Source organism: Mesorhizobium sp. P3_B5, from assembly GCF_056402815.1.
Window position 1 is genome coordinate 170,442 of the sequence record NZ_JBFUGR010000001.1, and the last position, 26,233, is coordinate 196,674.

The following is a 26,233-nucleotide window of genomic DNA, read 5'->3' on the forward strand; positions in this document are numbered from 1 at the left end:
CAGGTTGAATGTCTCGAGTTGCAAGGGGTGTGGCGGGCATGTTTTCAGTAGCCTTCACCGTTCATTTCACGTTCAGCACCGATGCGTTACAACGTTGACCATGACAACGCTTCGCTCCCATCTCCGAACCGCGACACTGGCGCTTTGCGCGGCCGGACTGTTTGCGTCGCAGGCGACCGCGATGCAGGTCGCCATGCCCGCGCAGGTCCAGCCGATCGTATTGGCCGCGTCCGACTGCTACGCGATCGGCCAGCAGGTTGCCGAGCAGAGCGGTGGCACGCTGGCCAAGGCGTCGCAGTCGACGCGCGGCGGCCAGCCGGTCTGCGTCATCGTCGTGCTTGTCCCGGGCAAGGACGGACAGCGCCCGCGCCGTTCCGAAATCATCGTTCCGCAGAACTGACCCGATCTTCCATCCTACTGGCCTCCGTTTCCCAGGCTGCTGGAATCGGCCTATATCTGAGCCCGACGCTTCAACAGGCCAACTCTTCAACAGGTATCGATCCCCGCATGCGCGTACTCGTGGTCGAAGATGACAAGGATCTCAACCGGCAGATATCGGATGCGCTGGTCGACGCCGGTTATGTCGTCGACCGCGCCTTTGACGGCGAGGAAGGGCATTTTCTTGGCGACACCGAACCCTATGACGCCGTCGTGCTCGACATCGGCCTGCCGCAGATGGACGGCATCAGCGTCGTCGAGCGCTGGCGTCGCGGCGGCCGCAAGATGCCGGTACTGATCCTGACGGCGCGCGATCGCTGGAGCGACAAGGTCTCCGGCATCGACGCCGGCGCCGACGACTACGTCACCAAGCCGTTCCATATCGAAGAGGTGTTGGCCAGGGTCAGGGCGCTGATCCGGCGCGCCGCCGGCCATGCCTCATCTGAATTGACCTGCGGGCCGCTGCGCCTCGACACCAAGGCTTCCAAGGCCGACGTCAACGGCGTGCCGCTGAAGCTGACCTCGCACGAGTTCCGCCTGCTTGCCTATCTGATGCATCACATGGGCGAGGTGGTCTCGCGCACCGAGCTGGTCGAGCATCTCTACGACCAGGATTTCGACCGCGATTCCAACACTATCGAGGTTTTCGTGGGCCGGCTTCGCAAGAAAATGGGCATCGACATGATCGAAACCGTGCGTGGCATGGGCTATCGCATGCGCGAACCGGAGGCGTAAGGCGGAACCTCTTCCTACAAAGCTGGCCGCCTCAAAAGCGCTTTCAGTGCGGTTCTGGCCGCGTTCGCTGGCGTTTCGCGTCATCGCCTTTTCCACGGTCTGGGCGATCCTGACGCTTGTCGTCATCTTCACCCTCATCACCACGCTCTATCGCCAGGCCAGCGAGCGTGGTTTCGACAGCCTGCTTTCGGCGCATCTGTTCAACCTGATCGGCTCCGTCGGTGTCTCCGAAGGCGGGCAGCTGACCGGCGCCCCCGACCTTGGCGATCTCCGTTTCTCGGAACCGAATTCAGGCTGGTACTGGTCGGTGGAACCGGCCTCGGAGGGCGTGCATGGCGACCTGCATTCGTCCTCGATGACCAAGACCATCCCATCGCCAAGCATCGCCGAAGTCCCCTTCAATGCCAGCTTCCAGCGCAGCTATGCGAGCGAAGGCATCAAGGGCGAGGCGGTGGAAGTGTTTGAGAGCGAATTCGTCCTCGATTCGAAAAACCGTGCGGCGCGCTTCCGCGTCATGGGCAACCAGAGCGAGCTTGAACAGGAGATCGGCAGCTTCCAGCGCCGTCTGTTGACCTATCTCTCCCTATTCGGCGTCGGCATGATCGCCATCAACGCCATCGCCATCCTGCTTGGCCTGCAGCCATTGCGCCGGGTCCGCAACGCGCTCGCCATGGTGCGCGAAGGTACGGCGCAAAGGCTCGACGGCCGCTTCCCGGCCGAGATCGAACCGCTCGCCAACGAAACCAACGCGTTGATCGAGAACAACAAGCGCATCGTCGAGCGCTCGCGCACACAGGTCGGCAATCTTGCCCATTCGCTGAAGACGCCGCTGGCGGTGCTCATCAATGAGGGCCGGGCACTCGGCGGCGCCAAGGGCCAGCTCATCGCCGAACAGGCGGCCTCTATGCAAAAACAGGTCGACCACTATCTGCAGCGGGCCCGTGTCGCCGCGCAGCGCGACAGCGTCGTCTACCGCACGCCGGTGGCGCCCCTGGTCCAGCGCATGGTGCGCGTCCTGCAAAAGCTCAATCCACAGACCAGCCTCTCGCTGTCCTTGCCGGCCTCCGACATCGTCTTTGCCGGCGAGCGCGAGGATCTGGAGGAATTGCTCGGCAATCTGCTCGAAAACGCAATGAAATGGGCAAAAAGCGCCGTCGCTATCACCGTCAGGCCGGTCGCCGGCAAGGACGGCGCGGCAAACCTGTTCGAGATCGATATCGACGATGACGGTCCGGGCATTCCCGAAGACAAAGCGCGCGAGGCGCTGAAGCGTGGCCGGCGCCTCGACGAGACAAAGCCGGGGACGGGGTTGGGACTTGCCATTGTCGCCGACCTCGTCAACGAGTATGGAGGCGTTCTGGCGCTGGAACGGTCCGTCATGGGCGGGTTGAAGGCGGTGGTTCGATTGCGGAGCCTTCAGTGATACTTTTCCAAGCGGCTGCGTGCAGCCAAATTTCCGACAAATATCAATACTATGGCCACATCAGCTTTCCGATGACGCGGCCCCCGGCTCATCCACAGCAGGCTCTAACTCAAGAAAACCGGTTGTTGGCATGAAGATTCGCGTCGCGCTCCTTTCCGCACTGCTCGCCGTTTCCGGCTGCGGGACGCTGGGCAAGGGCGGTGGCCCGGACATCACGGTCACCGAGCCGCCGGCGACGAACCCTCCGTCCGGCGCCAAGGTCACGGCGACGATCATCTCGGCCATGGCCGGCGGCCTGGTCGGCGGATCGATCGGCTCTGGCCTCAGCGACGCCGAAAAGCGCAGTGCGCTGGAGGCGGAATATAAGGCGCTTGAATATACGGCGAGCGGCCAGAAGGTGACGTGGAAGAGCGACCGGACCGCCCATTACGGCGAAGTCGTCGCCGCCCAGCCCTATCGCGTTGGTTCGCAGGACTGCCGGCAGTATACGCATACCGTCTTTACCGGCACCGCCGGCGCCACCGCGCGCGGAACCGCCTGCCGCAACGCCGATGGCAGCTGGACGCCGCTGACTTGATCAATGCATGTCGCCCAAAGGCGCGCAGCGGTTTTGGGACAACGACATGCATAAAACAAAGATCGGGCCGGATACTGACCCGGTCCGGTTGATATCGATCAAGGACATGCGGCGCGCCTGTCGTCAAAGCGTCGCAGGACGCCTGTGTTGGCAGGGCAGGGCGCTGCCGCTATTGGATGAGACATGCTGTTCTGGGTCATAGCCGCAATCCTCACGCTGGGCGCAAGCCTGGCGGTGCTGCTGCCGCTGGCCGGCGGCGCCAAGGGTGCTTCGACCGGCAGCGATCACGATCTGGAAGTCTATCGCGACCAATTGGACGAGCTTGACCGCGACGCGGCGCGCGGCCTGATCCAGCCGGCGGAAGCCGAAGAGGCGCGCGCCGAAATCGCCCGCCGCATCCTTCGCCTGGACAGTGCCGGCCCGGCCGACAAGGCGGTGACGCGGCAGCCGTCAAGGGCAACACGTCTGGTCGCAACCGCTGCAGTATTGGTGGTTCCCCTGGTCAGCTGGGGACTCTACAGCCAGCTCGGCTCGCCCGATCTGCCGTCGCAACCGCTCAGTGAGCGGCTGGCCAAAAACCCCGCCGACAGTTCGGTGGACGAACTGGTGGCGCGCGCCGAGGCGCACCTTGCCGCCAACCCTGCGGATGGCCGCGGCTGGGACGTGCTGGCCCCGGTCTATCTGCGCATGCAGCGGTTTGCCGACGCAGTGACGGCCTATCGCAATGCCATTCGCCTCGATGGCGACAGCGCCGCCCGTCAGGCCGGTCTCGGCGAGGCGATCGCCAACGCCGCCGGCGGCATCGTCTCGGCGGAGGCACAAACCGCTTTCGAGGCGGCGCTGAAGCTCGATCCGGCAAATCCGAAGGCGTCCTTCTATCTGGCGATGGCGCTGGCGCAGGAAGGCCAGACCGACAAGGCCATTGCGGCCTGGCAAACCATGCTCGCCACGCTGCCGCCGGACTCGCCATGGCGCGGCGCGGTGCAGCAGGCCCTGGTGGAATCCGGCAATCGTGCCGTGGCGTCCGGACAGCCGGCGAAGGGCCCTGACGCCGCGGATGTCGATGCCGCTTCGTCGATGTCGCCGCAGGACAGGGAGGCGATGATCAACACCATGGTTGCCGGCCTCGACGAGAAACTGAAGCAAAATCCGCGCGACGCGGAAGGATGGATGAAGCTCGTTCGTTCCTATGTCGTGCTGGGCAAGGCCGACCAGGCACGCGACGCGCTCAATCGCGGTATCGCCGTCTTTGGCGCGGACAGTGACGAAGCGAAGAAATTCACCGCCTTTGCCGCTTCACTCGGCGTGACGGCGACGGAGTAGATCATGACGCGCAAACAGAAACGACTGTCGGTGATCGCCGGTGGGCTGGCGTTTCTCGGTGCCGCCACCGGTCTCACCTTCTATGCGCTCGGCCAGAAGGCCTCCTATTTCTACATGCCCGCCGACCTTACCACTGCCAGCCTGCAGCCGGGACAGCGCATCAGGCTAGGCGGCCTCGTCGAAAAGGGCACGATCGAGCGTGGCCAGGGTGCGACCGTCGCCTTTTCCGTCACCGACAAGCAGAAGTCGGTCAAGGTCACCTATACCGGCATCCTGCCCGACCTGTTCCGGGAAGAGCAGGGCGTCATCACCGAAGGCGCCTTCGGCCCGGACGGCACCTTTGTCGCCGACAGCGTGCTTGCCAAGCATGACGAAAACTACATGCCCAAGGAAGTGGCCGACGGCCTCAAGGCCAAGGGCGTGTGGCAGGAGAGCAAAAGTGAATAGCGAAAACCATCATGGTTGAAACCGGGCATTTCGCGCTGGTTCTCGCGTTCGCGCTGTCGCTGGTGCAGACGCTGGTGCCGCTGTTTGGCGCCCGCACCGACAACCAGAAGATGATGGCTGTCGGCGGTCCGGCGGCGGTGACCGGCTTTGCCCTGACCGCGCTGTCCTTCGCCGCACTGGCGACAGCCTATGCAAGCTCCGATTTTTCGGTGGCGAGTGTGTGGGAAAATTCGCATTCGCTGCAGCCGCTGATCTACAAGATCACCGGCACCTGGGGCAACCATGAAGGCTCGATGCTGCTCTGGGTGCTGATCCTGACCTTCTTCGGCGCGCTGGTCGCCGTATTCGGTTCCAATCTTCCGGCATCGCTGCGGGCCAACGTGCTGGCCGTGCAAGGCGCGATCGGCGCCACCTTCTTCCTGTTCATCCTGACCACGTCCAATCCGTTCATCAGGCTCAATCCGGCGCCCATCGAGGGCCGCGATCTCAACCCGATCCTGCAGGATCTCGGCCTCGCCATCCATCCGCCGCTGCTCTATCTCGGCTATGTCGGCTTCTCGATCTGCTTCTCCTTCTCGGTCGCCGCTCTCATTGAGGGCCGCATCGATGCGTCATGGGCGCGCTGGGTGCGGCCATGGACATTGGTCGCCTGGATGTTCCTCACCGGCGGCATCGCCATGGGCTCCTACTGGGCCTATTACGAGCTCGGCTGGGGCGGCTTCTGGTTCTGGGATCCGGTCGAGAACGCCTCCTTCATGCCGTGGCTGGCGGGCACCGCACTGCTGCATTCGGCGATCGTCATGGAAAAGCGCTCCGCGCTGAAGATCTGGACACTGCTGCTGGCGATACTAACCTTCTCGCTGTCGCTGCTCGGCACCTTCCTGGTGCGCTCCGGCGTGCTGACCTCGGTGCATGCCTTCGCCACCGATCCGACGCGCGGCGTCTTCATCCTTTGCATCCTGACGCTGTTCATCGGTGGCTCGCTGGCGCTGTTTGCCTTGCGCGCCTCGCGGCTGACGGCCGGCGGCCTGTTCCACCCGATCTCGCGTGAAGGTGCACTGGTCCTCAACAATCTGTTCCTGACCACGGCCGCGGCGACCGTGCTGATCGGCACGCTCTATCCGCTGGCCGTCGAAGCCCTTTCGGCCGACAAGATCTCGGTCGGCGCTCCGTTCTTCAATCTGACCTTCGGTCCGCTGATGGTGCCGCTGCTGGTCATGGTTCCCTTCGGGCCGCTGCTCGCCTGGAAGCGCGGTGATATTCTCGCCGTCGCCCAGCGCCTGATGGCGGCTTTCGCCGCGGCCTTTCTGGCCGTGCTGGTGACGGGGCTGTTCATCGATGGTGCGTCGGTGTTCGCCGCCCTTGGCGCCGGCCTTGCCTTCTGGCTGATCTGCGGCGCGCTCACCGATCTCGCCGTCAAATCCGGCTTTGGCAGTGTCGCGCCCGGCATCATGCTGCGGCGCTTCGCCGGCCTGCCGCGCTCGGTCTTCGGCACCACGCTCGCCCATCTCGGGCTCGGGCTGACGACGCTCGGCATCGTCGGCACGCTGTGCTTCGGCACCGAGAAGATCCTGTCGATGCATGCCGGCGAAACCGTCGAATTGTCGGGCCACACGCTGCGCTTCGAAGGGCTCTATCCGGCGCAAGGACCCAATTACAGCGAGGATCGCGGCCGCTTCGTGCTGCTCGGCGCCGACGGCGTCAGCGCGGCCGAAATCACCTCGGCCAAGCGCTTCTACCCGGTGCGTCAGATGACGACGACCGAGTCCGGCATCAAGACGATCTGGTTCAGCCAGCTCTATCTGTCGCTTGGCGACGAGGGCACCGACGGCTCCGTCGTCGTGCGCCTGTGGTGGAAACCGCTGGTGACGCTGATCTGGGGCGGCGGCCTGTTGATGATGGCAGGCGCGGCGATGTCGCTGCTCGACCGCCGGCTGCGTGTCGGCGCGCCCTCGCGCCGCCGCAAGCTTGCGGCATCGGCGAGCCTGCCATGACAGCCCGACTTTCGCTGGCCTCGCTTGTCCTGTTGTTGGCGCTGCTGTTTGCCGGCGTCGCCCAGGCGGTCAAGCCGGATGAGGTTCTCGCAGATCCGGCTCTGGAGGCGAGGGCGCGCTTGCTGTCCGAAGGCCTGCGCTGCATGGTCTGCCAGAACCAGTCGATCGACGAATCCGATGCCGACCTGGCGCGTGACCTGCGCATCCTGGTGCGCCAGCGCCTCGTCGCTGGCGACACCGACCAGCAGGTGATGGACTATGTCGTCTCGCGCTATGGCGAGTTCGTGCTGCTGAAGCCGCGCTTCAGCATGCGCAATGCCTTGCTGTGGGGTACGCCTGTCGTCCTGCTGTTGGTCGGCGGGATCTTCATCGTGCTGACCGCGCGCTCGCGCCGATCGCTGGCAACCAAGGCGTTGAGCATCGAGGAACAGGCGGCGCTGGATAGTATTCTGCGCCGCGACTGACAGCGGCCGGCGCCTGCCAACATTACAAAAGTTTCATGCACCGGAAATGGCGCCGTAATGTACGCCACTCTATTTCTCTTCACCCGAGGATGCCCATCGAAGAGCATCCCTTGAAAGAGGATACGAGACCCATGAATATTGCCCCCAATTCATATTCCCGCACCCGCAAGCGCTTGATGGCTGCTGCCGCGTCGCTGGCCATTGCCGGCGCCATCGGCTTTGGCGCCGTCACCACCGGAACCGCTCCCGTTCTGGCCGACGCCGTGCGGGTCGAGGCGCCGCAGGTGCCGGGCTTCGCCGATGTCGTCGAGCGCGTTTCGCCGGCTGTCGTCAGCGTCAAAGTCAAGGCCAAGATCGAGCCGGCCGCCGATGACGGCTCCGACCAGTCCGACGGTCAGGACGGCATGAACAATCTTCCCGACAATCCGCAACTGCGCCAATTCTTCAGGCAATTCCGCGGTTTCGGCGACCAGAATGGCCAGGGCCAGGACGGCATCCGCCGCTTCGGCCACCGCGACCGCAACAACGATCAGCCGCGGCCGGTCGCACAGGGCTCGGGCTTCTTCATCTCCGATGACGGCTACCTCGTCACCAACAACCACGTCGTCGAGGAAGGTTCGTCCTTCACCGTGGTGATGAATGACGGCAAGGAGCTTGATGCCAAGCTGATCGGCACCGACCCGCGCACCGATCTGGCCGTGCTCAAGGTCGATGGCGACGGCAAGTTCACCTATGTCGACTTCGCCGATGATTCCAAGGTTCGCGTCGGCGACTGGGTGGTGGCCGTCGGCAATCCGTTCGGCCTTGGCGGCACCGTCACCGCCGGCATCGTCTCGGCCCGTGGCCGCGATATCGGCGCCGGCCCTTATGACGACTTCCTGCAGATCGACGCCTCGGTCAACCGCGGCAATTCGGGTGGCCCGACCTTCAACCTTAACGGCCAGGTCGTCGGCATCAACACCGCGATCTTCTCGCCCTCGGGCGGCAGCGTCGGCATCGCCTTCGACATTCCCGCCTCGACCGCCAAGACGGTCGTGCAGGATTTGATGAAGAGCGGCAGCGTCGAACGCGGCTGGCTCGGCGTCGAGATTCAGCCGGTCACTTCCGACATCGCCGAATCGCTCGGTCTGAAGTCCGACAAGGGTGCGCTGGTTTCCAGCGCCCAGGACGGCGGCCCCGGCAAGAAGGCCGGCATCACCGCTGGCGACGTCATCACCCAGGTGGACGGCAAGGACGTCGATTCGCCGAAGGAACTCGCTCGCTTGATCGGCGCCTATTCGCCCGGCAAGCCGGTCGACGTCACGGTGTGGCGTGACGGCAAGAGCCAGTCGATCAAAATCGATCTCGGCAAGCTGCCGTCGAGCGACAAGCAGGCATCGGCCGACCAGCCGGCGGCTCCGGCGAAGGCCGACACTTTGGCCGATCTCGGACTCACCGTCACCAAGTCGGAAAACGGCAAGGGGCTGGTGGTGACCGATGTCGATCCCGACAGCGATGCCGCCGATCGTGGCATCCAGCCCGGCGACGTCATCACCTCGGTCAATTCGATGGAGGTAAACGGCACCGAGGACGTCACCAAGGCGATGGCCGATGCGGTCAAGTCCGGCCGCAAGGCGGTGCTGATGCAGATCACCCACGACGACAGCAATCGCTTCGTCGCGCTGCCTGTCGCCAAGGGCTGACCGGCCGTTTCGACTTTTCCCGTGCGGCGGTTTCAAACACCCCCGAGCCGCCGCATGGGAAAGCATGGAGCCCGAATGCGTTAGTCAGTCATCGTGTTCCGCTCCGGCGGCAGCGGGCCTCCCATCGCCCGCTGCCGCATTACCTCATGATGTCGCTCAAAAGTGCGAAGCGGTTTTTGCCCACGACAAAGAAGCATGTCGCCCAAAGTGTGTAGCGTCTTGGGGCAACATTCAGTGAAGGCCACAATGCATATGCCGGCCACTCAATCTTCCAGCGAAATCGCGTATAACGTCTCCATGAAGATTCTCGTCATAGAAGACGATCGCGAGGCGGCCGACTACCTGCAGAAAGCCTTTGGCGAGGCCGGGCACACGGCGCATGTCGCCGGCGACGGCGAAACCGGCTTCGCGCTCGCCGACGCCGGCGACTATGACGTGATGGTCATCGACCGGATGATGCCGCGCCGCGACGGCCTGTCGGTCATCGCCGGCCTGCGCTCCAGGGGCAACACGACGCCGGTGCTGATCCTGTCGGCACTCGGCGAGGTCGACGACCGCGTAACCGGTCTGCGTGCCGGCGGCGACGATTATCTGACCAAACCCTATGCCTTCTCCGAACTGCTCGCCCGCGTCGAGGTGCTGAACCGTCGCGCCAGCGCCAAGGAAGCCGAAACCATGTACCGGGTCGGCGATCTCGAACTCGACCGCCTGTCGCATTCGGTTCGCCGCGCGGCATCCGAGATCACGCTGCAACCGCGCGAGTTCCGGCTGCTCGAATATCTGATGCGTCACGCCGGCCAGGTGGTGACGCGCACCATGCTGCTCGAAAATGTCTGGGATTATCATTTCGATCCGCAGACCAATGTCATCGATGTTCACATCTCGCGGCTGCGCGGCAAGATCGAAAAGGGCTTCGACAAGCCGATCCTGCATACGATTCGCGGCGCCGGCTATATGCTGAAGGGCGGCTAAAGCCCCATGGCGTTGTCCATGCCCGCCATCATGAGGACAACGGCTGCCCGGTTATCGGCGCTTTATCTGCTGCTGTTCGCGCTTTGCGCGGTGCTGCTGGTCTTCTACATGACCTCGCTGTCGGCGCGCATGCTGACCGCGCAGACTCAGGAAACCATCAACGACGAAGTGCTCGGTCTCGCCCATGCCTATCAGCGCGGCGGCCTGCCGGTGCTGGTGCGCGTGGTCGAGCAGCGCTCCCGCCAGCCCGGCGCCAACCTCTATCTGATCGCCGATGCCAATGGCCAGATCCTGACCGGCAACGTGCAGAGCCTGGAGCCGGGCGTTCTCGAGATCGACGGCTGGACAACCGAGCCGTTCTCCTACCGCCGCTTTGGCGAAGGCGAGCTGGAGCGGCAACGCAATCCGGCGGCTGACCAGAACGCAACGCCAGCCGACCCGAACGACGTCCAGGTCGAAGGCGAGAAGGGCCACAACGCCATTGCGCTGGTGCTGCGCCTGCCCAACCAGATGATCATGCTGGTCGGCCGCGATCTCGGCGAGCCGGAGCGCTTCCGTGCCGTCATTCGCCGTGCCTTGATGCTGGCGCTGGGCATGATGGGGCTTGGCGGGCTGCTGATCTGGTTCTTCGTCGGCCGCGCCGCGCTGAAGCGCATCGACAGCGTGTCGGAGGCCAGCCGCCGCATCATGGGCGGTGACCTGACAGGCCGGCTGCCGGTCACCGGCGCGGGTGACGAGTTCGACCGGCTGTCGGAAAACCTCAATTCCATGCTGGCCAGGATCGCGACGCTCAACGAGGGGCTGAAGCAGGTTTCCGACAACATTGCCCATGACCTGAAGACGCCGCTGACCAGGCTGCGCAACCGCGCCGAAGCGACGCTTTCCGGCAAGCACAAGACATCAGACTACAGGCAGGCGCTGGAAGGCACGATTACCGAGTCCGATCAGCTGATAAAGACCTTCAACGCTATCCTGATGATCTCGCGGCTGGAGGCAGGCTATTCCTCCGAGAGCACCAGCCGGGTCGATCTGGCGGCCGCGGTGCGCGATGTCGTCGAGCTCTACGAGCCGGTGGCGGAGGAAGCTTGTGTGGTGATCGAGACCGCCGTGGAAGGTGACTTCGCCGTCAACGGCAATCGCGAGCTGATCGGCCAGGCGCTGTCGAACATCGTCGACAACGCCATCAAATATTCCACCGACGCGACCGACAAGCCCACGGTTCGGGTGGCATTGGAGCGCGTCGGCGGAGAGATCAGGCTCTCGGTGACCGACAATGGCCAGGGCATTCCCGACGATGCCGACCGCGCCAGGGCGACCGAGCGTTTCGTGCGGTTGGAGAAAAGCCGTTCGCAGCCGGGCTCCGGCCTCGGCTTGAGCCTCGCCAAGGCGATCATGACATTCCACAACGGACGGCTTGATCTTCTGCCTGTAAATCCCGGATTGTCCGTTGTCATGAGTTTTCCCGAACGGGAGAACATCTGATGGCGGTGAGGGCGGTCGTGCAACGGATCGAAACGGACTGGCTGTTGAAGCCGGCGGCAAGGCTCGAGCCGCTGGACGAAAGCCGTGCCCGGCGGGAACTGTCGGAGATCGCCTCCGCCGCCCACGACGAGGACTTGCCGCGGCTGGCGAAGTTCCTGGCCGGCGAGGGCGCCGCTCAGCATTTTCTCGCCGCTGTGTTCGACCTGTCGCCATTCCTGCGCGACACGGTGCGTCGCCGGCCGCAAATCCTCGACGCGCTGTTCGACGAGACGGTCGAGACCCGGCTGACGGCGATCCTGGCCGGGATCGACAAGGCGTCGCGCACCGAGACCGTCTCGGAATCGAGCCTGATGATGGAACTGCGCCAATCGAAGGCGGAAGCGCATGTCCTCATCGCGCTGGCTGATCTCGCCGGCGAGGCCGAGACGGCGCTGACGGTTCGGCGATTGAGCGATCTCGCCGATGCCTGCACGCGCGCCGCCGTCGATTTCCTGCTGCGCGACGCGCATCAGCAAGGCAAGCTCAGACTGCCCGACCCTCAGCAGCCGGCGCGGCAGTCGGGCTGGATCCTGCTCGGCATGGGCAAGCTTGGCGCGCATGAACTGAACTATTCCTCGGATATCGATCTTGTCGTTTTCTTCGATCCGGATGCACCGGCAATCGTCGATCCGCTCGATGCGACGGAACTGTTTGCGCGCCTGACCCGGCGGCTGGTCCGCATCCTGCAGGACCGCACCGAACACGGTTATGTCTTCCGCACCGATCTCAGGCTGCGGCCCGATCCCGGCTCGACGCCGCTGGCGATTCCGGTCGAGGCGGCGCTGCGCTACTATGAGGCGCGTGGCCAGAACTGGGAGCGCGCCGCCATGATCAAGGCGCGGCCCGTGGCCGGCGATCTCGCCGCCGGTGATGCCTTCCTGAGGGAGTTGCAGCCCTATATCTGGCGCAAATACATGGACTACGCGGCGATTGCCGATGTCCATTCGATCAAGCGCCAGATCCACGCCCATAAGGGCCACGGCGAGATCGCGGTGAAGGGCCACAACGTCAAGCTCGGCCGCGGCGGCATTCGCGAGATCGAGTTCTTCGTCCAGACGCAGCAGTTGATCGCCGGCGGCCGCTTCCCCGAACTGCGCGGCCGCGAGACCGTGCCGATGCTCGGCCAGCTGGCCGTGCGCGGCTGGATCACCGCCGATGCCCGCGACGCGCTCACCAAACAATACTGGTTCCTGCGGCGCGTGGAGCACGCCATCCAGATGGTCGCCGACGAGCAGACGCATATCCTGCCTGATAGCGACGAGGGGCTGGAGCGCATCGCCCGCATGCTCGGTTTTGCCGACGCGGCGGCCTTTGCCGAGGCATTCCGAGCCGCGCTGCATCAGGTCGAGCGCCACTATGCGGCCCTGTTCGAAACCGCACCCGAACTCTCGGCCGGCATCGGCAATCTGGTCTTCACTGGCGATGTCGACGACCCCGACACGTTGAAGACCTTGAGCGGCCTCGGCTTTCAGCGGCCAAGCGACATTTGCCGCGTCATCCGTGGCTGGCACTTCGGCCGCTACCGGGTCACCCGGTCGGCGGAAGCACGCGAGCGGCTGACTGAGCTGGCGCCAGCGCTGCTGCAGTCCTTTGGCCAGACCCGCAGGGCAGACGAAGCGGTGATGCGCTTCGACGAGTTCCTCGCCGGCCTGCCCGCCGGCATCCAGTTGTTTTCGCTGCTGCAGTCCAATCCGGCGCTGCTCAAGCTGATGGCGACGATCATGGGCGCGGCCCCCAGGCTGGCCGCGATCATCACCCGACGCCCGCATGTCTTCGACGGCCTGCTCGATCCGGCGTTGCTCACCGAATTGCCCAACCGCGCCTATTTGTCGGCGCGGCTTTCCGCCTTCCTCGAAGGCGACAGAGCCTATGAGGACGTGCTCGACCGCTTGCGCATCTTCGCCTCGGAGCAAAAATTCCTGATTGGCGTCAGGCTGCTTGCCGGATCGATCGATCCGGCCCGTGCCGGCCGCGCCTTTTCCGATCTCGCCGATCTCACCATCGAAGCAGCCATGCTGGCGGTCACCGCCGAATTCGCGCGGCGCCACGGCCGCATCGCCGGCGGCACGGTTTCGCTGCTTGGCATGGGCAAGCTCGGCAGCCGCGAACTGACGGCGGGCTCCGATGTCGATCTGATCCTGCTCTACGATCACGACGCCGACGCCGACGAGTCCGACGGCGACAAGCCGCTCGCGCCATCGCATTACTACACCCGCATGACGCAGCGGCTGATCGCTGCCGTCTCCGCGCCGACGGCCGAGGGCGTTCTCTACGAACTCGATCTTCGCCTGCGGCCATCCGGCAACAAGGGACCGGTCGCCACCCATATCGATGCCTTCAAGAAGTACCAGCGCCAGGAGGCCTGGACCTGGGAGCACATGGCGCTGGTGCGAGCCCGTGCCATTGGCGGCGACGCAGCACTTTGCGCCGAGGTCGAGGCCGAGGTGGCGGCGGTGCTCGCTCTACCGCGCGATGGGACCAAGGTGATGGCCGAGGCAAGCGAGATGCGTGCGATGATCGAGAAGGAGAAACCGCCACGCGATCTCTGGGACATCAAGCTGATCCCCGGTGGTCTCATCGATCTCGAATTCATCGCGCAGGTGGCGGTGATCACGGGAAAGGTCGAAGCCGGCCGCCGTGCGACCGGGACAACCGAAATCCTGTCCCGCCTGGCGCCGGATTTTGCTGAAGTCCAGGTCCGGCAGGAGCTTGGTGAAGCCTACGCGCTCTATCTGGCGCTGACCCAGATGACGCGGCTCTGCCTCACCGGCGTGTTCGAGCGCGACGATGTTCCGCCTGGGCTCTCGGATCTGCTTCTGGCGGTCACCGACCTGCCGGATTTCGGTGTGCTGGAAGCACACCTCAAAGAGACGTCGCAAAGGGTCAGAAAGGAATTTGACCTTCTGCTTCGTACGAAACGACCGTGACGGCAACGGCCGCACGTTCTGTTTCGAGCATCGGGGGTGACGATGCAACAGGAGAAGACCATGAGAACGACAACCAGACTTGCAATCGCTTTCGTCGCCCTGGCCGGCGCCGCCGGCTCGGTGGCCTATGCCGACGAACACTACGGCGGCGGCGGGCCGCGTCACGGCATGATGATGCGCCTCGACAAGGCAATGAAGGATTCAAACGGCACCATCACCTTCGACCAGTTCTCCGACGCCATGAACGATCGGCTGAAGAAGATCGTCGCCGACAATGGCGGCAAGCTGACCGTGGCGCAGCTCGCTGACGCGCTGGAGAAGGCGCGCTTCGAGCAGATGGCCAAGCGCATCATCGCTCGCTACGACTCCAAGGGCGACGGCACGCTGACGACCGACGACATCACCAGCCGTGAGAAGAAGGTCTTTGCCATGCTCGACAAGAACAATGACGGCAAGATCGAAAAGAGCGAACTGCCGAAAGGCGGCCGTATGGGCCATCGCCGCCAATGGGGCGGCGGCGGCGGCGACGACAGCATGCAGTAAATCGGTGACAAAGCTCCGGCGGTGCGAGCCGCCGGAGCCGTATGCTTCACGCCTACAAATGCGGGCGGCAGCGAAACGCCCTTGGTTACTCGGTTCGCTGAATCCGGCTGAGCGTTCGGCTCTTATGGGCCGCTAAAATCCGGTCGCGCAGATAGGCGTAAAAGCGCGGCGGCAGCATGCCATAGTCGAACCGGGATGGCCTGCTCCCCGCAATGGGTCTGAGATCGGGACCCGGCCAGAGGAAATTATTGGCTTCGGTCACGATGATCCACGATGGCATACCATCGAGTCCGAGATGGGCCTTTAGCAGCGCGGGTATTTCTATTGCGTTGGCAGGATCAGCCGGAGCCGAGTGCGTGATCGGAACCACCGTTACGACCTCACGGCCCTCTACGATCTGACGGGCGGCGACAATTGCGCAGGGTCGGCTCTTGCTGCCTTCTTCTGCACCCTTTTCGTGTTGTCTCGCCCAGAGGTACGAATAGGAAATCACCAGCCCGGGGACAGGCTTGGGCAGGCTCACGGCGTCCAGTCTTTGAGTATTGCGTCAAGCCCGGCATATTGGCTGGGGACGGCACTTTCGGCGATGGCGTTCAGCGTCTCGTCGTCCAGCTCCTCGACGGGACGCGCGACCCGTCCCTTGATCAGAACCTCAAACATTGCCGCCGACAAGAGTACCGTGTGGGTCCGGCCGTTCTTCGTGATTGCGACCGGCGTACGCTGGGCGGCGTCCTGAAAGCGTCCCACATTCTGCTGGAATTCAGTCGAGGTCACTCGCATGACAAAACCTCTCTTTTTATCTATAATAGATAAAGTAGATAACTTTGTCAAAATTTACCCGCGTCTTCTTCGGGCCTGAGCGGCTGCGGGGATGGCTGCTAAGTCTTTCAGGCGGCGGCCTTCACCGGTTGCGACGACTTCTTGATCGGGATGCGCACCGACACGATCGTGCCGACGCCTTCGGTCGAGCGGATTTTGAGCGCACCGCCCTGCAGCTCGGCCAGCGAGCGCGAGATGGCGAGGCCAAGGCCAGAGCCGGCATGGCTCTTGGAGAACTGGTTCTGCACCTGTTCGAACGGCCGGCCGAGCTTGCCCAGCGCCTCCTTCGGAATGCCGCAGCCATTGTCCTCGATGGTCAGCACCAGCGCGCCGGATGTGTTGCGCGCGCGCACCGAAATGTGGCCGCCCTGGCCGGTGAACTTCACCGCATTCGATAGCAGGTTGATGGCGATCTGCTTGATCGCCCGGCGATCGGCGAACAGCGTCATCGCATCGGCGATGCGGGTTTCCACCGTGATCGATTTTTCCGCCGCTTGCAGCGAGACGACGCGCACCGTCTCCTTGATCAGCGGACAGAGATCGATTTCCTCGCGGTCCATCGAGAACTGGCCGGCCTCGATCTTCGACATGTCGAGGATGTCGTTGATGACGCCCAGCAGGTATTTGCCGCTGCCGTTGATGTCGGTGGCATATTCCTCGTAGCGCGATGAGCCGAGCGGCCCGAACAGGCCTTGTTCCATCAGTTCCGAAAAGCCGATGATGGCATTCAGCGGCGTGCGCAATTCGTGGGACATGTTGGCCAGGAACTCGGATTTGGCTCGGTTCGCCGCCTCGGCGCGCTCGGTTTCCTTCATGTATTTGCGATTGAGCTCGACAAGTTCGCGCGACCGCTCTTCCTCCGCGCGCCGGGCAAGGCTGAGATCGTGGATGGTCGCCATCAGCCGGCGCTCGCTGTCGACCAACTTCTCCTGGTGCAGCTTGATCTGGGTGATGTCGGAGCCGACCGAGACGGTGCCGCCGTCGCGGGTGCGCAATTCATTCACCTGCAGCCAGCGGCCATCTGCCAGCTGCCGCTCGAAAGTGGCGCCGCCTTGTGGGCCATTGCTGTTGGCAAGCCGCCGTTCCGAGGCGAAGGCCAGCATGCGTTCTTCCAGTACGGCGCGCGAGGCGCCCGGCATCACGTCGCGGTCCGACAGGCCGTTGTCCTGCTGGTATTTGGAATTGCACATGATCAGCCGCTGGGTGGCATCCCACAGCACGAAGGATTCGTTGATGTTCTCGATGGCGGTGCGCAACCGCAGGTCCGCCGCCTCGGAGCGCAGCGCCAGGTGCCGTTGCTCGGTGACGTCGACGGCGATGCCGATCAGCTGGATCTCCGGCGCTTCCGGGTCGATCACTTGCGCTCTTGCGCGCATCCACACCCATTGGCCGTCGGCATGGCGCATGCGAAACACCTGGTCGATATGGTCGATCTCGCGTTCGACGATCCGGTTGGCAAGCTGGAAGAGGTCGCCGTCCTCGGGATGGATGATCTCGTCGACCTCGCCGAACGACAGCATGGTGTCGCAGGGCTCGTAGCCCAGCATGTCGTACATCGAGCGCGACCAGTACATCTTGCCGCGCACCATGTCCCAGTCCCAAAGGCCGCAGCGGCCGCGAACCAGCGCCATGTCGATGCGCTGGTGCGCTTCGAGGTAGATACGGTCGGCTGTCTGGGCGCGCGATGCCTGGCCGAAATAGGCGTAGAGGATGATGATCAGCACACCGGCCGTCAGCACGAACAGGGTGACGTTGAGCGAGACCGTCTTGCGCCAGGTATCGAAGATCGCTTCCTGCGGCACCAGCACCGCCGCGGCATTCTTCCTGTCCTTGGTCAGGCTGACCGCGGCAAACCAGTCCTGCCCGCCGATGCTGACATTCATAACCCCGGCACGGTCGCCGAACATGAACAGCGGCTGGCCGCCCTGGACGAGGCCGTCGAGCGATCGTCCCTGCCAGCCTGTCGTCAGTGGCGACACCGCTACGATCTTGAAGGCGCCGTCGGTAATGGCAAGCACATGGCTGCGGCCCATTGCGCCCTGGCGGCTGGTGTTCTCCAGAAGGTCCTGGACGGCGCCGGAGGCGGCATTCGGATCGGCGGCGATCGCGCTGGCGATTTGGCTGGCGGCCAGCGACAGGATCGCCTTGGCGTCGCGCTCGACATCGTCGCGCTCGTTCATCAGCGACAGGACCCGCAGCGCCGCTATGACGATCAGAAAGGTGATGATGAGAGCCGGTATCGATCGGCGCAGCAGCGGCTCGGCTGCCAGCAGCCGCCGGTAGGCAGGTTCGGCGATGAGCCGCGTGTTGCCGGCGAGACCGTCGCCTCGCGCCTCGCGCCGTTCAAAAGCCGTCCCTTCGGGCGCGCCCCACGCGTCCGCCTTGGCCATAAATGGCACTCCCCGAATTTCCGTACGCTTGACGATCCGGCAACACCGCACTTCCGAATCGTCTGTAAAGAATCAAAGGTGATTCGCCTTGTCCATAGGCGCGGGGAAAAAAGATTAAAAATTGATTGAAATAATGCCGAAGCTGCCAATCTCCCTCTGTGGGGCACGCGACTGTCGACTAGCAAGCTTCCCCAAGGACTTCGTTGACAGAATGTAGTTTATAAACTACATTTGCCCATGATCGATCTAAAGCAGACCGAAACGTTCCGAAAGTGGTGGACACGGCTAAAGGATGAACGCGCCCGAGGTGCGATCTTTGCCCGGCTCGACCGTCTTGCCTATGGCCATCCGGGAGATGTCGAGCCTGTGGGGGAAGGGATAAGCGAGTTGCGTATCCACTACGGCCCCGGCTACCGCGTCTATTTTCAGAAGCGAGGGAGCACAATAATCGTCCTCCTTTGCGGCGGCGACAAAGGCACCCAGAAGAAGGACATCAAAACAGCCAAGCGGCTAGCGAAAGAATGGAGTGAATGACATGGCTGAAAAACTGACGACCTTCGATCCGGCTGAAGGCCTGACCTCCGATGAGGCGATTGCGGCATTTATGGTGGAGGCATTTGCTTCGGAAGATTCAGGCTATATCGCGCATGCGCTGGGTGTGGTGGCCCGCGCCAAAGGCATGGCGCAAATAGCGAGCCAAACGGGACTTTCGCGCGAACAGCTTTATCGCTCGTTCAGCGAGAACGGCAACCCGACCCTGAAAACAACGATAGCAGTGATGAAGGCCCTTGGGATCGAGTTGACCGCAAAGGCACAGCCTCATCAGCCGGGCCTGGTTTGAAGGACACACTCGAAATAGGCGTGCCATCGATCGCGCGAGCCGCTTAGGCTGGCGAGAGATTGCGCCTACGCCAACGTCCGCTCCACAATATCCCGCAAATCGGCCGACAGGTTCTCGCCATTGGCGATCGACAGCAGCGCTTCCCTTGCCTTGGCCTGGCGGCCGGGCTCAAGCGCGCGCCATGACCTGAGAGCCGTCGCCAGCCTCGCCGCCACCTGCGGGTTGCGTTTTTCGACCTCCAGAACGGTTTGCGAAAAGAACCGGTAGCCTTCGCCGTCGGCGCGGTGGAAGCCGGTCTGGTTGGCGCTGGAAAACGTGCCGATGAGTGAGCGGACCCGGTTCGGGTTGGCCATCGAGAAGGTGGGGTGACTGGTCAGCGCGCGCACCGCGTCGACGGTTTGCGGACCCGGCACGCTGGCCTGGATCTGGAACCATTTGTCCATGACCAGCGCATCGGACCCATATTTCGCCTCGAAATCCGCCAGCGCCTTGACCGCCTCGGGCGCACCATGATGACGGTGCGCAAGCACGGTGAGCGCGGCGGCGCGGTCCGTCATGTTGGTCGCGGCCCGGAAATGCTCGGCGGCAAGTGTTGCACAGCCCGGAAGCAGCGCGAGATAATCCAGCAAGGTGTTGCGCAGCGCCCGTCGCCCGGCGCTGGCCGCGTCCGGGCTGAACGGGCGGTCGTCGGCAAGGCGATCGTAGAGACTGGCGAAGGTGTCCCGGTTCGCCTTGGCAATCGCCAGCGCCAGCGCCTCGCGACCCGAGAAGATGGCGTCGGGATCGATGCTCTTGCCGATGTCGCGGGCAATGTCGGACTCGCCGGGAAGCGATAGCGCCAGCGCCCGATAGGCCGGCTCCAGTGTCTCGTCGCCGGCGATCTTGCCGGCAAGCCCGGTCAGTCGGGCGGTGAATTCGGGTCGCTTGCCGCCAAGGGTCTGGCGGAAGGCGGCGATCAGCGCATCGGTCAGCAGCGTGTTGAACGCTTGCCAGCGCGAGAAGGCGTCGGTGTCATGGGCGGCCAGGAAGAACTGGTCGTCGGCCCTCTGCTCGACCGAAAGCGTTATCGGCGCCGAAAAGCCGCGGTTGAGCGACACCGCCGGGCGCTCGGCAACGCCGGAAAAGCGCACCATGTGCCGGCGCTTGCGGATATGGATGACGCCATCCTCGACGACAGCGCCTTCGACGCCGCGCCAGGCAACCGGCTTGCCGCCGGCGCCGACCAGGCCGAAGGCCAGCGGAATGTGCATCAGCCGCTTGCGGCTTTCCGACGGTGTCGGCGGCACCGACTGTTCGATTTCGAGCGTGAATTCCTGCGCCGAGGCATTGTGCGTCGAGCTGACAGTCAGATTGGGCGTGCCCGCTTGGTGGTACCACAGCGAAAACTGCGACAGGTCGCGGCCGGAGACATCCTCGAACACCTTGACGAAATCCTCGATCGTCGCGGCCTCACCGTCATGGCGCTCGAAATAAAGGTCCATGCCGGCGCGGAACGTTTCGGCGCCGAGGATGGTGCGGATCATGCGCACCACTTCCGAGCCCTTTTCGTAGACCGTCGCCGTGTAGAAATTGTTGATCTCGCGGTAGCGGCGCGGCCGCACCGGATGCGCCAGCGGCCCTTGGTCCTCGGGAAACTGGTGCGCGCGCAGCGTACGCACTTCGGCAATGCGCTTGACCGCCCGCGAGCGCTGGTCGGCGGAGAATTCGTGATCGCGAAAGACCGTCAGCCCTTCCTTCAGGCAAAGCTGGAACCAGTCGCGGCAGGTGATCCGATTGCCGGTCCAGTTGTGGAAATACTCATGCGCGATGATCGCCTCGATATTGGCGAAATCGGCATCCGTCGCCGTCTCCTGGTCGGCCAGCACATATTTGTCGTTGAAGATGTTGAGGCCCTTGTTCTCCATGGCGCCCATGTTGAAGTCCGACACGGCGACGATGTTGAAGACGTCGAGGTCGTATTCGCGGCCGAATGCCTCTTCGTCCCATTGCATCGACCGCTTGAGCGCGTCCATGGCGTAGCCGGCGAGCCGTTCCTTGCCCGGCTCGACATAGATGCCGAGCTCGACCGTGCGGCCTGACATGGTGACGAAACTGTCGGCGAGTTTGCCAAGCGCGCCGGCCACCAGTGCGAACAGATAGGACGGCTTGGGGAAGGGGTCGTGCCATCCAGCATAGTGCCAGCCGTCGGCAAGCGCGCCGCTGTCGGCCGGGTTGCCGTTGGAGAGGAGCAGCGGCGCCTCATCGCGCTTTGCCTCGATGCGCACCGTATAGACGGACAGGATATCGGGGCGATCGAGGAAGTAGGTGATGCGACGAAAGCCTTCTGGCTCGCATTGCGTGCAATAGACGTTGCTCGAACGATAGAGGCCCATCAGCGCCTCGTTGCGCGCCGGCGCCAGTTCGGTTTCGATGAGCAGTTGGAAGCGGGTCGTTGCCGGTGGCTGAAGGATGGTCAACTGATCCGGCGTGGCCAGAAAATCGGCCGGCGCAAGTTCGTGGCCGTCGATGGCGACACGAATGAGCGTCAGCCCGTCGCCGTCCAGCAGCAGCGGCACTAAGGCCGCCACGCCGTCGCGGCGTTCGATCGTCAGCACGGCGATGACGCGCGTTGCCTCTGGCGAAAGGCGGAAAGTGAGGCTGGTTTCCGGAATGAGATAATCGTTGGGGCGATAGTCTTCGAGCTTGAAGACCTGGCCGGTATCGGTACGCATTCCCTAGGTTTTCCTGTCGATTTCCGTGGCGAAAAGTGTGTCCGCTGGTCCAAAAAAGTTGAAGTCCGCGCTCTTTACACGAAACGGTCCCTCGACAAAACTGCGGCAATGCCTATTTCAGGCGTTCGCTTTCCAATCATCATCGTGAGGCATGCATGACCGTGGTCACACCGAAATTCGGCATGGGCGCTTCTGTGCTGCGTCGCGAGGACCAAGCCTTCATCAAGGGTGAGGGCCGTTACACCGACGATATCCGGCCGGAAGGCCTGCTGCACGGCTATGTCCTGCGCTCGCCGGTGGCCAAGGCAAGCTTCAGCATCGGTTCGCTCGAGGCCGCCAAGGCGGCGCCCGGCGTCCATCTGGTGCTGACCGATGCGGATCTCACCCATCTCGGCAAGCTGAAATCCGGCGTCATGCAGAAACAGCCGGACGGCACCAGGGCGCCGACCCGCGACATCCCGATCCTGTGCCGCGACCGGGTCAATTATGTCGGGGACGCCGTCGCCTTCGTCGTCGCCGACAGCCGCGCGCTGGCGCAGGACGCGGCCGAGCTGATCGACGTCGACTATGATGGCGAAGATGCCGCGTCAGGCACGGCAACGGCGCTTGCCGAAGGCACGCCGCTGGTCTGGCCGGAACTCGGCTCCAACCGCGCCTTCACCTATCACATCGGTGACAAGGCGAAGACCAAGGCGGCTTTCGCCAAGGCCGCCACCGTCAGCCGCATCGAATTTGTCAACAACCGGCTGGTCTGCAACTATATGGAACCGCGCTCGGCGATCGGCGAGTGGAAGGCCGACGAGAACCGCTTCGTGCTGACCACCGGGTCTCAGGGCGTGCATTCCATGCAGTACATCCTGGCCGACCTGTTCAAGATCAAGAAGGATCAGCTGCGCGTGATAACGCCGGACGTCGGCGGCGGCTTCGGGCCGAAAGCCTTTGTCTATCGTGAACATCCGCTGGTGCTCGAGGCGGCGAAGCGGCTTGGCCGTCCTGTGAAATGGGCCGGCGATCGCACGGAGCATTTCCTCACCGACGCGCAAGGCCGCGACAATGTCGTGACCGCTGAAATGGCGCTGGACAAGGATGGCCGCTTCCTCGGCATGAAGGTCGATTTGCGCGCCAATATCGGCGCCTATCTCTCGCAATACGGGCCGTTTATCCCCTATATCGGCGTCACCATGTCGACCGGAGTCTACGACATCCAGGCGCTAGACGTGTCCGTGACCGGCCTCTACACCAACACCTGCCCGGTCGACGCCTATCGCGGCGCTGGCCGCCCGGAAGCGGCATTCCTGCTGGAAAAGCTGGTCGACGCCTGTGCCCACGATCTTGGCCTGCCGGTCGAAGAGATCCGTAGGCGCAATTTCATCCGGCCCGAGCAATTCCCCTACCGCACTCAGACCGGCCGTCTTTACGACACCGGCGAATTCGAAGGTCACATGAACCGCGCCATCGAGCAGGCTGAATGGAAAGCATTTCCCGAACGGGTGGCGCAGTCGAAGGCGACTGGAAAGATCCGTGGCATCGGCATGGCCACCTACATCGAGGCCTGCGCCTTCCCGGGTTCGGAACCGGCCTTTGTCGAACTCAACGGCGACGGCACAGTGACGCTGAAGATCGGCACCCAGACCAACGGGCAGGGCCATGCCACCGCCTATGCGCAGTTTCTCTCGGAAAAGCTCAATCTCGATATCGACAAGATCCATGTCCGTCAGGGCGACACCGACGAATTGAAGGCCGGCGGCGGCACCGGCGGCTCGCGCTCCATCCCGCTTGGCGGTGTATCGGCTTCCCGCGCTGGCGAGGATCTGTCCAACAAGATCAAGCGCATCGCCGCCGACGAACTGGAAGCCTCGGCCGGCGACATCGAACTGTCAGACGGCGTTGCCCGCATTGTCGGCACTGACCGCACGATCGATTTTTCAAGCATCGCCAAAGCCGCCAAGAACCCGGATGATCTCAAAGGATTTGGTGAATTCGTCCAGGACGAATGTACCTATCCGAACGGCACCCACATCTGCGAGGTCGAGATCGATCCCGACACCGGCACCACCGACATCGTTCGCTACACCATCGTCGACGATTTCGGCGTCACGGTGAACCCAGTCCTGCTGGCCGGCCAGGTGCATGGCGGCGTCGTCCAGGGCATCGGCCAGGCGCTGACCGAGGAGACCATTTATGGCGAGGACGGGCAGCTTTTGACGGCGAGCTTCATGGACTATGCCATGCCGCGCGCCGACGATTTTCCGTTCTTCCATTTCGAGACCCGCAACGTGCCCTCGACCACCAATGCGCTAGGTATCAAGGGCGCTGGCGAAGCCGGCACGATCGGCTCGACGCCGGCAGCGCTCAACGCCGTGACCGACGCACTGCATCGCGCCTATGGCATCAGGCACATCGACATGCCGGCAACGCCGGCGCGCATCTGGGCGACGATCCAGGAAGCAACAAGACAGTGACAGCGAGGCCAGGGGGCCACGCGGCCGAGAAACTGTCCGATCATCCCGGTCGCGTGCTGACCGGGATTACGCTCAAAGTCATGTCGGTGGCGGTCTTTGTCGGCATGCAAACCTGCATCAAGGCGGCCGGCACTTTGCCTGCCGGTCAGATCGTCTTTTTCCGCTCCTTCTTCGCCATCTTCCCGATCATTGCTTTTCTGGCCTTCAGGGGAAAACTGGGCACGGCGTTTGCGACCAAACGTCCGCTCAACCACATTGCGCGCGGCGTCGTCGGCGTCTGCGCCATGGGGCTTGGCTTCTTTGCGCTGACCAGGCTGCCGCTGCCGGATGCGATCACGCTGAATTACGCGCAGCCTTTGCTGGTGGTGGTGTTCAGTTCGCTCGTTCTCGGTGAAGCCATCCGCGTCTATCGCTGGAGCGCGGTCGCGGTTGGCCTCGTCGGCGTGCTGATCATATCCTGGCCGGAACTGACGCTGCTGAGCTCAGGGGCGGCACTCGGCGACCAGGAAGTGATCGGCGTCATCGCCGCGCTTGTCTCCGCGGCGATTTCCGCCAATGCCATCCTGCTGGTCCGCAACCTCGTCCAGACCGAAAGGACGGCGACCATCGTGCTGTGGTTTTCGGCGACGGCAAGTGTGATGGCGCTGCTATCGCTGCCCTTCGGCTGGCAGGCGCTGACGCCGCCGCAGGCGGGTCTGCTCGTGACCGCGGGCTTCTGCGGCGGGCTGGCGCAGATCTTGATGACGGCAGCCTATCGCCATGCCGAAGCCTCGGTCGTGGCGCCGTTCGAATACACCTCGATGATCCTCGGTGTTGTCGTCGGCTATTTCGCTTTCGGCGATGTCGCCACCATCAACACGCTCGTCGGCGGCGTGATCGTCGTCGCCGCCGGCATCTTCATCATCTGGCGCGAGCGCCAGCTTGGCCTGGAGCGCACCCGCACCCGAAAGGCGGCGCCGCCTCCGGAGTGATCAGGAGCGTTCGGCTCGCTCCTTCGCCAATCGCACCAGCACCGCTCGCGTCTGTTCGTCAGCGGGAAAGAAAGACTCGATCGCCAGTTCCGACAGCGTCACGTCGAGAGGCGTGCCGAACACGGTGATGGTGCTGATGAAGGACAGCACTTGATCGCCATGCGCTAGCCGCAACGGGTGCACGATGGCGTTCGGCTCGACCGGAACCGGCCGGCTGCCTTTCAAGCCGGACGGGTAGGTTCGCAGCTCTTGCTCCAGTTCGACCAGGATCGGATCGCCGGAGGCATCGTTCTGGTGTTTCAGCCGCTCGAGCAGATGGGTGCGCCATTCCGCGAGGTTGACGATGCGCGGCGCGATGCCGCCGGGATGCAGGCTGAGCCGCAGCACATTGACCGGCGGCGCCAGCAGCGAAGGCTCAGCCACGTCGGCCAGGAACGGACCGATGGCGGCGTTGGCCGAAACCAGGTTCCAGTGGCGGTCGACGGCCAGCGCCGGGAACGGCTCATGCCCCTTGAGCACGATGTCGACGGCCGCCATAGCCGGCGCCAGCGTTGCGTCGCCGAGCGACCGTTCGCCGAAGCTCGGGGCAAAGCCCGCCGCCAGCAGCAGCTGGTTGCGTTGCCTCAGTGGGATCGACAGCTGTTCGGCAAGATGCAGCACCATCTCGCGCGAGGGCGCCGCGCGGCCACTCTCGACGAAGGAGAGATGCCGCTGCGAAATCTCGGCCTCCATGGCGAGGTCGAGCTGGCTCATGCGCCGGCGCGTGCGCCACTCGCGGATAAGGCTGCCGGCGGAGGTTTGGGCTGTTGTCATGGGAAATGACTAGGCCGGGGGCGGGCGTATTTCAATTACCTCTGGGGTTATGGCGAAGGCCGAGGTGACATCTGATCTCCCCCCTTGTGGGGGAGATGCCTGGCAAGGCAGAGGGGGGCGCTGTCCCGCCGACCTGCCACGTATCGGAGCCGTTTCGCTGGGCGAAAGAGGGGTTGCGAG

At 63.7% G+C, this 26,233-nt stretch carries 22 protein-coding genes; 17 read left to right on the top strand and 5 right to left on the bottom strand.

Features of this window, described 5'->3' with window-relative positions; all coding sequences use genetic code 11:
* Positions 1–100: 100 nt before the first annotated feature.
* From AC1DVW_RS00810 to AC1DVW_RS00870, 13 genes are all read left to right on the top strand, one after another.
* Positions 101–400, top strand: a complete 300-nt coding sequence (locus tag AC1DVW_RS00810; protein WP_477272048.1) for a hypothetical protein — start codon at positions 101–103, stop codon at positions 398–400.
* Between the two features lie 107 nt (positions 401–507).
* Positions 508–1,173 carry a response regulator transcription factor gene (locus tag AC1DVW_RS00815; protein WP_015318627.1) on the top strand — a complete coding sequence of 222 codons (666 nt, stop codon included), beginning with the start codon at positions 508–510 and terminating at the stop codon, positions 1,171–1,173.
* A gap of 46 nt (positions 1,174–1,219) precedes the next feature.
* On the top strand, positions 1,220–2,596 hold the full coding sequence (locus AC1DVW_RS00820) for an ATP-binding protein (RefSeq protein ID WP_477243800.1): 1,377 nt from the start codon (positions 1,220–1,222) through the stop codon (positions 2,594–2,596).
* Between the two features lie 130 nt (positions 2,597–2,726).
* A complete protein-coding gene (locus AC1DVW_RS00825; RefSeq protein WP_477320712.1) occupies positions 2,727–3,173 on the top strand; it encodes a hypothetical protein in 447 nt (148 codons plus the stop codon).
* A 183-nt stretch (positions 3,174–3,356) separates the two neighbouring features.
* Positions 3,357–4,496 carry a c-type cytochrome biogenesis protein CcmI gene (ccmI, locus tag AC1DVW_RS00830; protein ID WP_477320713.1) on the top strand — a complete coding sequence of 380 codons (1,140 nt, stop codon included), beginning with the start codon at positions 3,357–3,359 and terminating at the stop codon, positions 4,494–4,496.
* 3 nt (positions 4,497–4,499) lie between these two features.
* Entirely contained in the window at positions 4,500–4,943 is a 444-nt protein-coding gene (gene ccmE / locus AC1DVW_RS00835) for a cytochrome c maturation protein CcmE (RefSeq protein WP_477243805.1), read from the top strand.
* A gap of 11 nt (positions 4,944–4,954) precedes the next feature.
* Positions 4,955–6,937 (top strand): heme lyase CcmF/NrfE family subunit, encoded by a 1,983-nt coding sequence (locus AC1DVW_RS00840; RefSeq protein WP_477320714.1) that lies wholly within the window; start codon positions 4,955–4,957, stop codon positions 6,935–6,937.
* Positions 6,934–7,401, top strand: a complete 468-nt coding sequence (locus tag AC1DVW_RS00845; RefSeq protein ID WP_477320715.1) for a cytochrome c-type biogenesis protein — start codon at positions 6,934–6,936, stop codon at positions 7,399–7,401. The genes AC1DVW_RS00840 and AC1DVW_RS00845 overlap by 4 nt, the downstream gene beginning before the upstream one ends.
* A gap of 131 nt (positions 7,402–7,532) precedes the next feature.
* Positions 7,533–9,083, top strand: coding sequence for a Do family serine endopeptidase (locus AC1DVW_RS00850; protein ID WP_477272061.1), 1,551 nt, complete (start codon positions 7,533–7,535; stop codon positions 9,081–9,083).
* Positions 9,084–9,380: 297 nt separating this feature from the next.
* The gene (locus AC1DVW_RS00855; RefSeq protein WP_477272431.1) at positions 9,381–10,055 is read left to right on the top strand and encodes a response regulator transcription factor; all 675 of its coding nucleotides are present in this window, start codon (positions 9,381–9,383) and stop codon (positions 10,053–10,055) included.
* A 6-nt stretch (positions 10,056–10,061) separates the two neighbouring features.
* Positions 10,062–11,537, top strand: coding sequence for a sensor histidine kinase (locus AC1DVW_RS00860; RefSeq protein ID WP_477272063.1), 1,476 nt, complete (start codon positions 10,062–10,064; stop codon positions 11,535–11,537).
* Positions 11,537–14,503: a bifunctional [glutamine synthetase] adenylyltransferase/[glutamine synthetase]-adenylyl-L-tyrosine phosphorylase gene (locus tag AC1DVW_RS00865; RefSeq protein WP_477320716.1), complete on the top strand. Its 2,967-nt coding sequence runs from the start codon at positions 11,537–11,539 to the stop codon at positions 14,501–14,503. The genes AC1DVW_RS00860 and AC1DVW_RS00865 overlap by 1 nt, the downstream gene beginning before the upstream one ends.
* A 60-nt stretch (positions 14,504–14,563) precedes the next feature.
* Entirely contained in the window at positions 14,564–15,046 is a 483-nt protein-coding gene (locus AC1DVW_RS00870; protein ID WP_477320717.1) for an EF-hand domain-containing protein, read from the top strand.
* An 85-nt stretch (positions 15,047–15,131) separates the two neighbouring features.
* Here the strand turns inward: AC1DVW_RS00870 and AC1DVW_RS00875 are convergent, their stop codons facing one another.
* The 3 genes from AC1DVW_RS00875 to AC1DVW_RS00885 form a co-directional block, all read right to left on the bottom strand.
* Positions 15,132–15,569 carry a hypothetical protein gene (locus AC1DVW_RS00875; RefSeq protein WP_477320718.1) on the bottom strand — a complete coding sequence of 146 codons (438 nt, stop codon included), beginning with the start codon at positions 15,567–15,569 and terminating at the stop codon, positions 15,132–15,134.
* Positions 15,566–15,826 carry a type II toxin-antitoxin system prevent-host-death family antitoxin gene (locus tag AC1DVW_RS00880; RefSeq protein WP_477320719.1) on the bottom strand — a complete coding sequence of 87 codons (261 nt, stop codon included), beginning with the start codon at positions 15,824–15,826 and terminating at the stop codon, positions 15,566–15,568. The genes AC1DVW_RS00875 and AC1DVW_RS00880 overlap by 4 nt, the downstream gene beginning before the upstream one ends.
* 107 nt (positions 15,827–15,933) lie before the next feature.
* On the bottom strand, positions 15,934–18,255 hold the full coding sequence (locus AC1DVW_RS00885; protein WP_477320720.1) for a PAS domain-containing sensor histidine kinase: 2,322 nt from the start codon (positions 18,253–18,255) through the stop codon (positions 15,934–15,936).
* A 237-nt stretch (positions 18,256–18,492) separates the two neighbouring features.
* On the opposite strand from AC1DVW_RS00885, the gene AC1DVW_RS00890 reads away from it, so the two are divergent.
* Together AC1DVW_RS00890 and AC1DVW_RS00895 are read left to right on the top strand one after the other, a co-directional pair.
* Positions 18,493–18,789 (top strand): type II toxin-antitoxin system RelE/ParE family toxin, encoded by a 297-nt coding sequence (locus AC1DVW_RS00890; RefSeq protein WP_477320721.1) that lies wholly within the window; start codon positions 18,493–18,495, stop codon positions 18,787–18,789.
* A 1-nt stretch (position 18,790) separates the two neighbouring features.
* Complete coding sequence (locus tag AC1DVW_RS00895) at positions 18,791–19,096, top strand: addiction module antidote protein (protein WP_477320722.1); 306 nt, start codon at positions 18,791–18,793, stop codon at positions 19,094–19,096.
* A 65-nt stretch (positions 19,097–19,161) separates the two neighbouring features.
* Here AC1DVW_RS00895 and pepN read toward each other — a convergent pair whose 3' ends face one another.
* Positions 19,162–21,807, bottom strand: a complete 2,646-nt coding sequence (gene pepN / locus AC1DVW_RS00900) for an aminopeptidase N (protein ID WP_477320723.1) — start codon at positions 21,805–21,807, stop codon at positions 19,162–19,164.
* A 155-nt stretch (positions 21,808–21,962) separates the two neighbouring features.
* Between pepN and AC1DVW_RS00905 the strand changes: the two genes are divergently transcribed.
* Together AC1DVW_RS00905 and AC1DVW_RS00910 are read left to right on the top strand one after the other, a co-directional pair.
* On the top strand, positions 21,963–24,269 hold the full coding sequence (locus AC1DVW_RS00905) for a xanthine dehydrogenase family protein molybdopterin-binding subunit (protein WP_477320724.1): 2,307 nt from the start codon (positions 21,963–21,965) through the stop codon (positions 24,267–24,269).
* Entirely contained in the window at positions 24,266–25,240 is a 975-nt protein-coding gene (locus tag AC1DVW_RS00910) for a DMT family transporter (protein WP_477320725.1), read from the top strand. The genes AC1DVW_RS00905 and AC1DVW_RS00910 overlap by 4 nt, the downstream gene beginning before the upstream one ends.
* Here the strand turns inward: AC1DVW_RS00910 and AC1DVW_RS00915 are convergent, their stop codons facing one another.
* On the bottom strand, positions 25,241–26,053 hold the full coding sequence (locus AC1DVW_RS00915; RefSeq protein ID WP_477320726.1) for a helix-turn-helix domain-containing protein: 813 nt from the start codon (positions 26,051–26,053) through the stop codon (positions 25,241–25,243).
* Positions 26,054–26,233 lie beyond the last annotated feature (180 nt).

What these genes read in the sequence shown, in the direction of transcription:
- AC1DVW_RS00810 (WP_477272048.1), top strand. Translation starts at nt 101, where the DNA reads ATGACAACGCTTCGCTCCCATCTCCGAACCGCGACACTGGCGCTTTGC.
- AC1DVW_RS00815 (WP_015318627.1), top strand. Translation starts at nt 508, where the DNA reads ATGCGCGTACTCGTGGTCGAAGATGACAAGGATCTCAACCGGCAGATA.
- AC1DVW_RS00825 (WP_477320712.1), top strand. Translation starts at nt 2,727, where the DNA reads ATGAAGATTCGCGTCGCGCTCCTTTCCGCACTGCTCGCCGTTTCCGGC.
- ccmI (WP_477320713.1), top strand. Translation starts at nt 3,357, where the DNA reads ATGCTGTTCTGGGTCATAGCCGCAATCCTCACGCTGGGCGCAAGCCTG.
- ccmE (WP_477243805.1), top strand. Translation starts at nt 4,500, where the DNA reads ATGACGCGCAAACAGAAACGACTGTCGGTGATCGCCGGTGGGCTGGCG.
- AC1DVW_RS00840 (WP_477320714.1), top strand. Translation starts at nt 4,955, where the DNA reads ATGGTTGAAACCGGGCATTTCGCGCTGGTTCTCGCGTTCGCGCTGTCG.
- AC1DVW_RS00845 (WP_477320715.1), top strand. Translation starts at nt 6,934, where the DNA reads ATGACAGCCCGACTTTCGCTGGCCTCGCTTGTCCTGTTGTTGGCGCTG.
- AC1DVW_RS00850 (WP_477272061.1), top strand. Translation starts at nt 7,533, where the DNA reads ATGAATATTGCCCCCAATTCATATTCCCGCACCCGCAAGCGCTTGATG.
- AC1DVW_RS00855 (WP_477272431.1), top strand. Translation starts at nt 9,381, where the DNA reads ATGAAGATTCTCGTCATAGAAGACGATCGCGAGGCGGCCGACTACCTG.
- AC1DVW_RS00860 (WP_477272063.1), top strand. Translation starts at nt 10,062, where the DNA reads ATGGCGTTGTCCATGCCCGCCATCATGAGGACAACGGCTGCCCGGTTA.
- AC1DVW_RS00865 (WP_477320716.1), top strand. Translation starts at nt 11,537, where the DNA reads ATGGCGGTGAGGGCGGTCGTGCAACGGATCGAAACGGACTGGCTGTTG.
- AC1DVW_RS00870 (WP_477320717.1), top strand. Translation starts at nt 14,564, where the DNA reads ATGAGAACGACAACCAGACTTGCAATCGCTTTCGTCGCCCTGGCCGGC.
- AC1DVW_RS00880 (WP_477320719.1), bottom strand. Translation starts at nt 15,826, where the DNA reads ATGCGAGTGACCTCGACTGAATTCCAGCAGAATGTGGGACGCTTTCAG.
- AC1DVW_RS00885 (WP_477320720.1), bottom strand. Translation starts at nt 18,255, where the DNA reads ATGGCCAAGGCGGACGCGTGGGGCGCGCCCGAAGGGACGGCTTTTGAA.
- AC1DVW_RS00890 (WP_477320721.1), top strand. Translation starts at nt 18,493, where the DNA reads ATGATCGATCTAAAGCAGACCGAAACGTTCCGAAAGTGGTGGACACGG.
- AC1DVW_RS00895 (WP_477320722.1), top strand. Translation starts at nt 18,791, where the DNA reads ATGGCTGAAAAACTGACGACCTTCGATCCGGCTGAAGGCCTGACCTCC.
- pepN (WP_477320723.1), bottom strand. Translation starts at nt 21,807, where the DNA reads ATGCGTACCGATACCGGCCAGGTCTTCAAGCTCGAAGACTATCGCCCC.
- AC1DVW_RS00905 (WP_477320724.1), top strand. Translation starts at nt 21,963, where the DNA reads ATGACCGTGGTCACACCGAAATTCGGCATGGGCGCTTCTGTGCTGCGT.
- AC1DVW_RS00915 (WP_477320726.1), bottom strand. Translation starts at nt 26,053, where the DNA reads ATGACAACAGCCCAAACCTCCGCCGGCAGCCTTATCCGCGAGTGGCGC.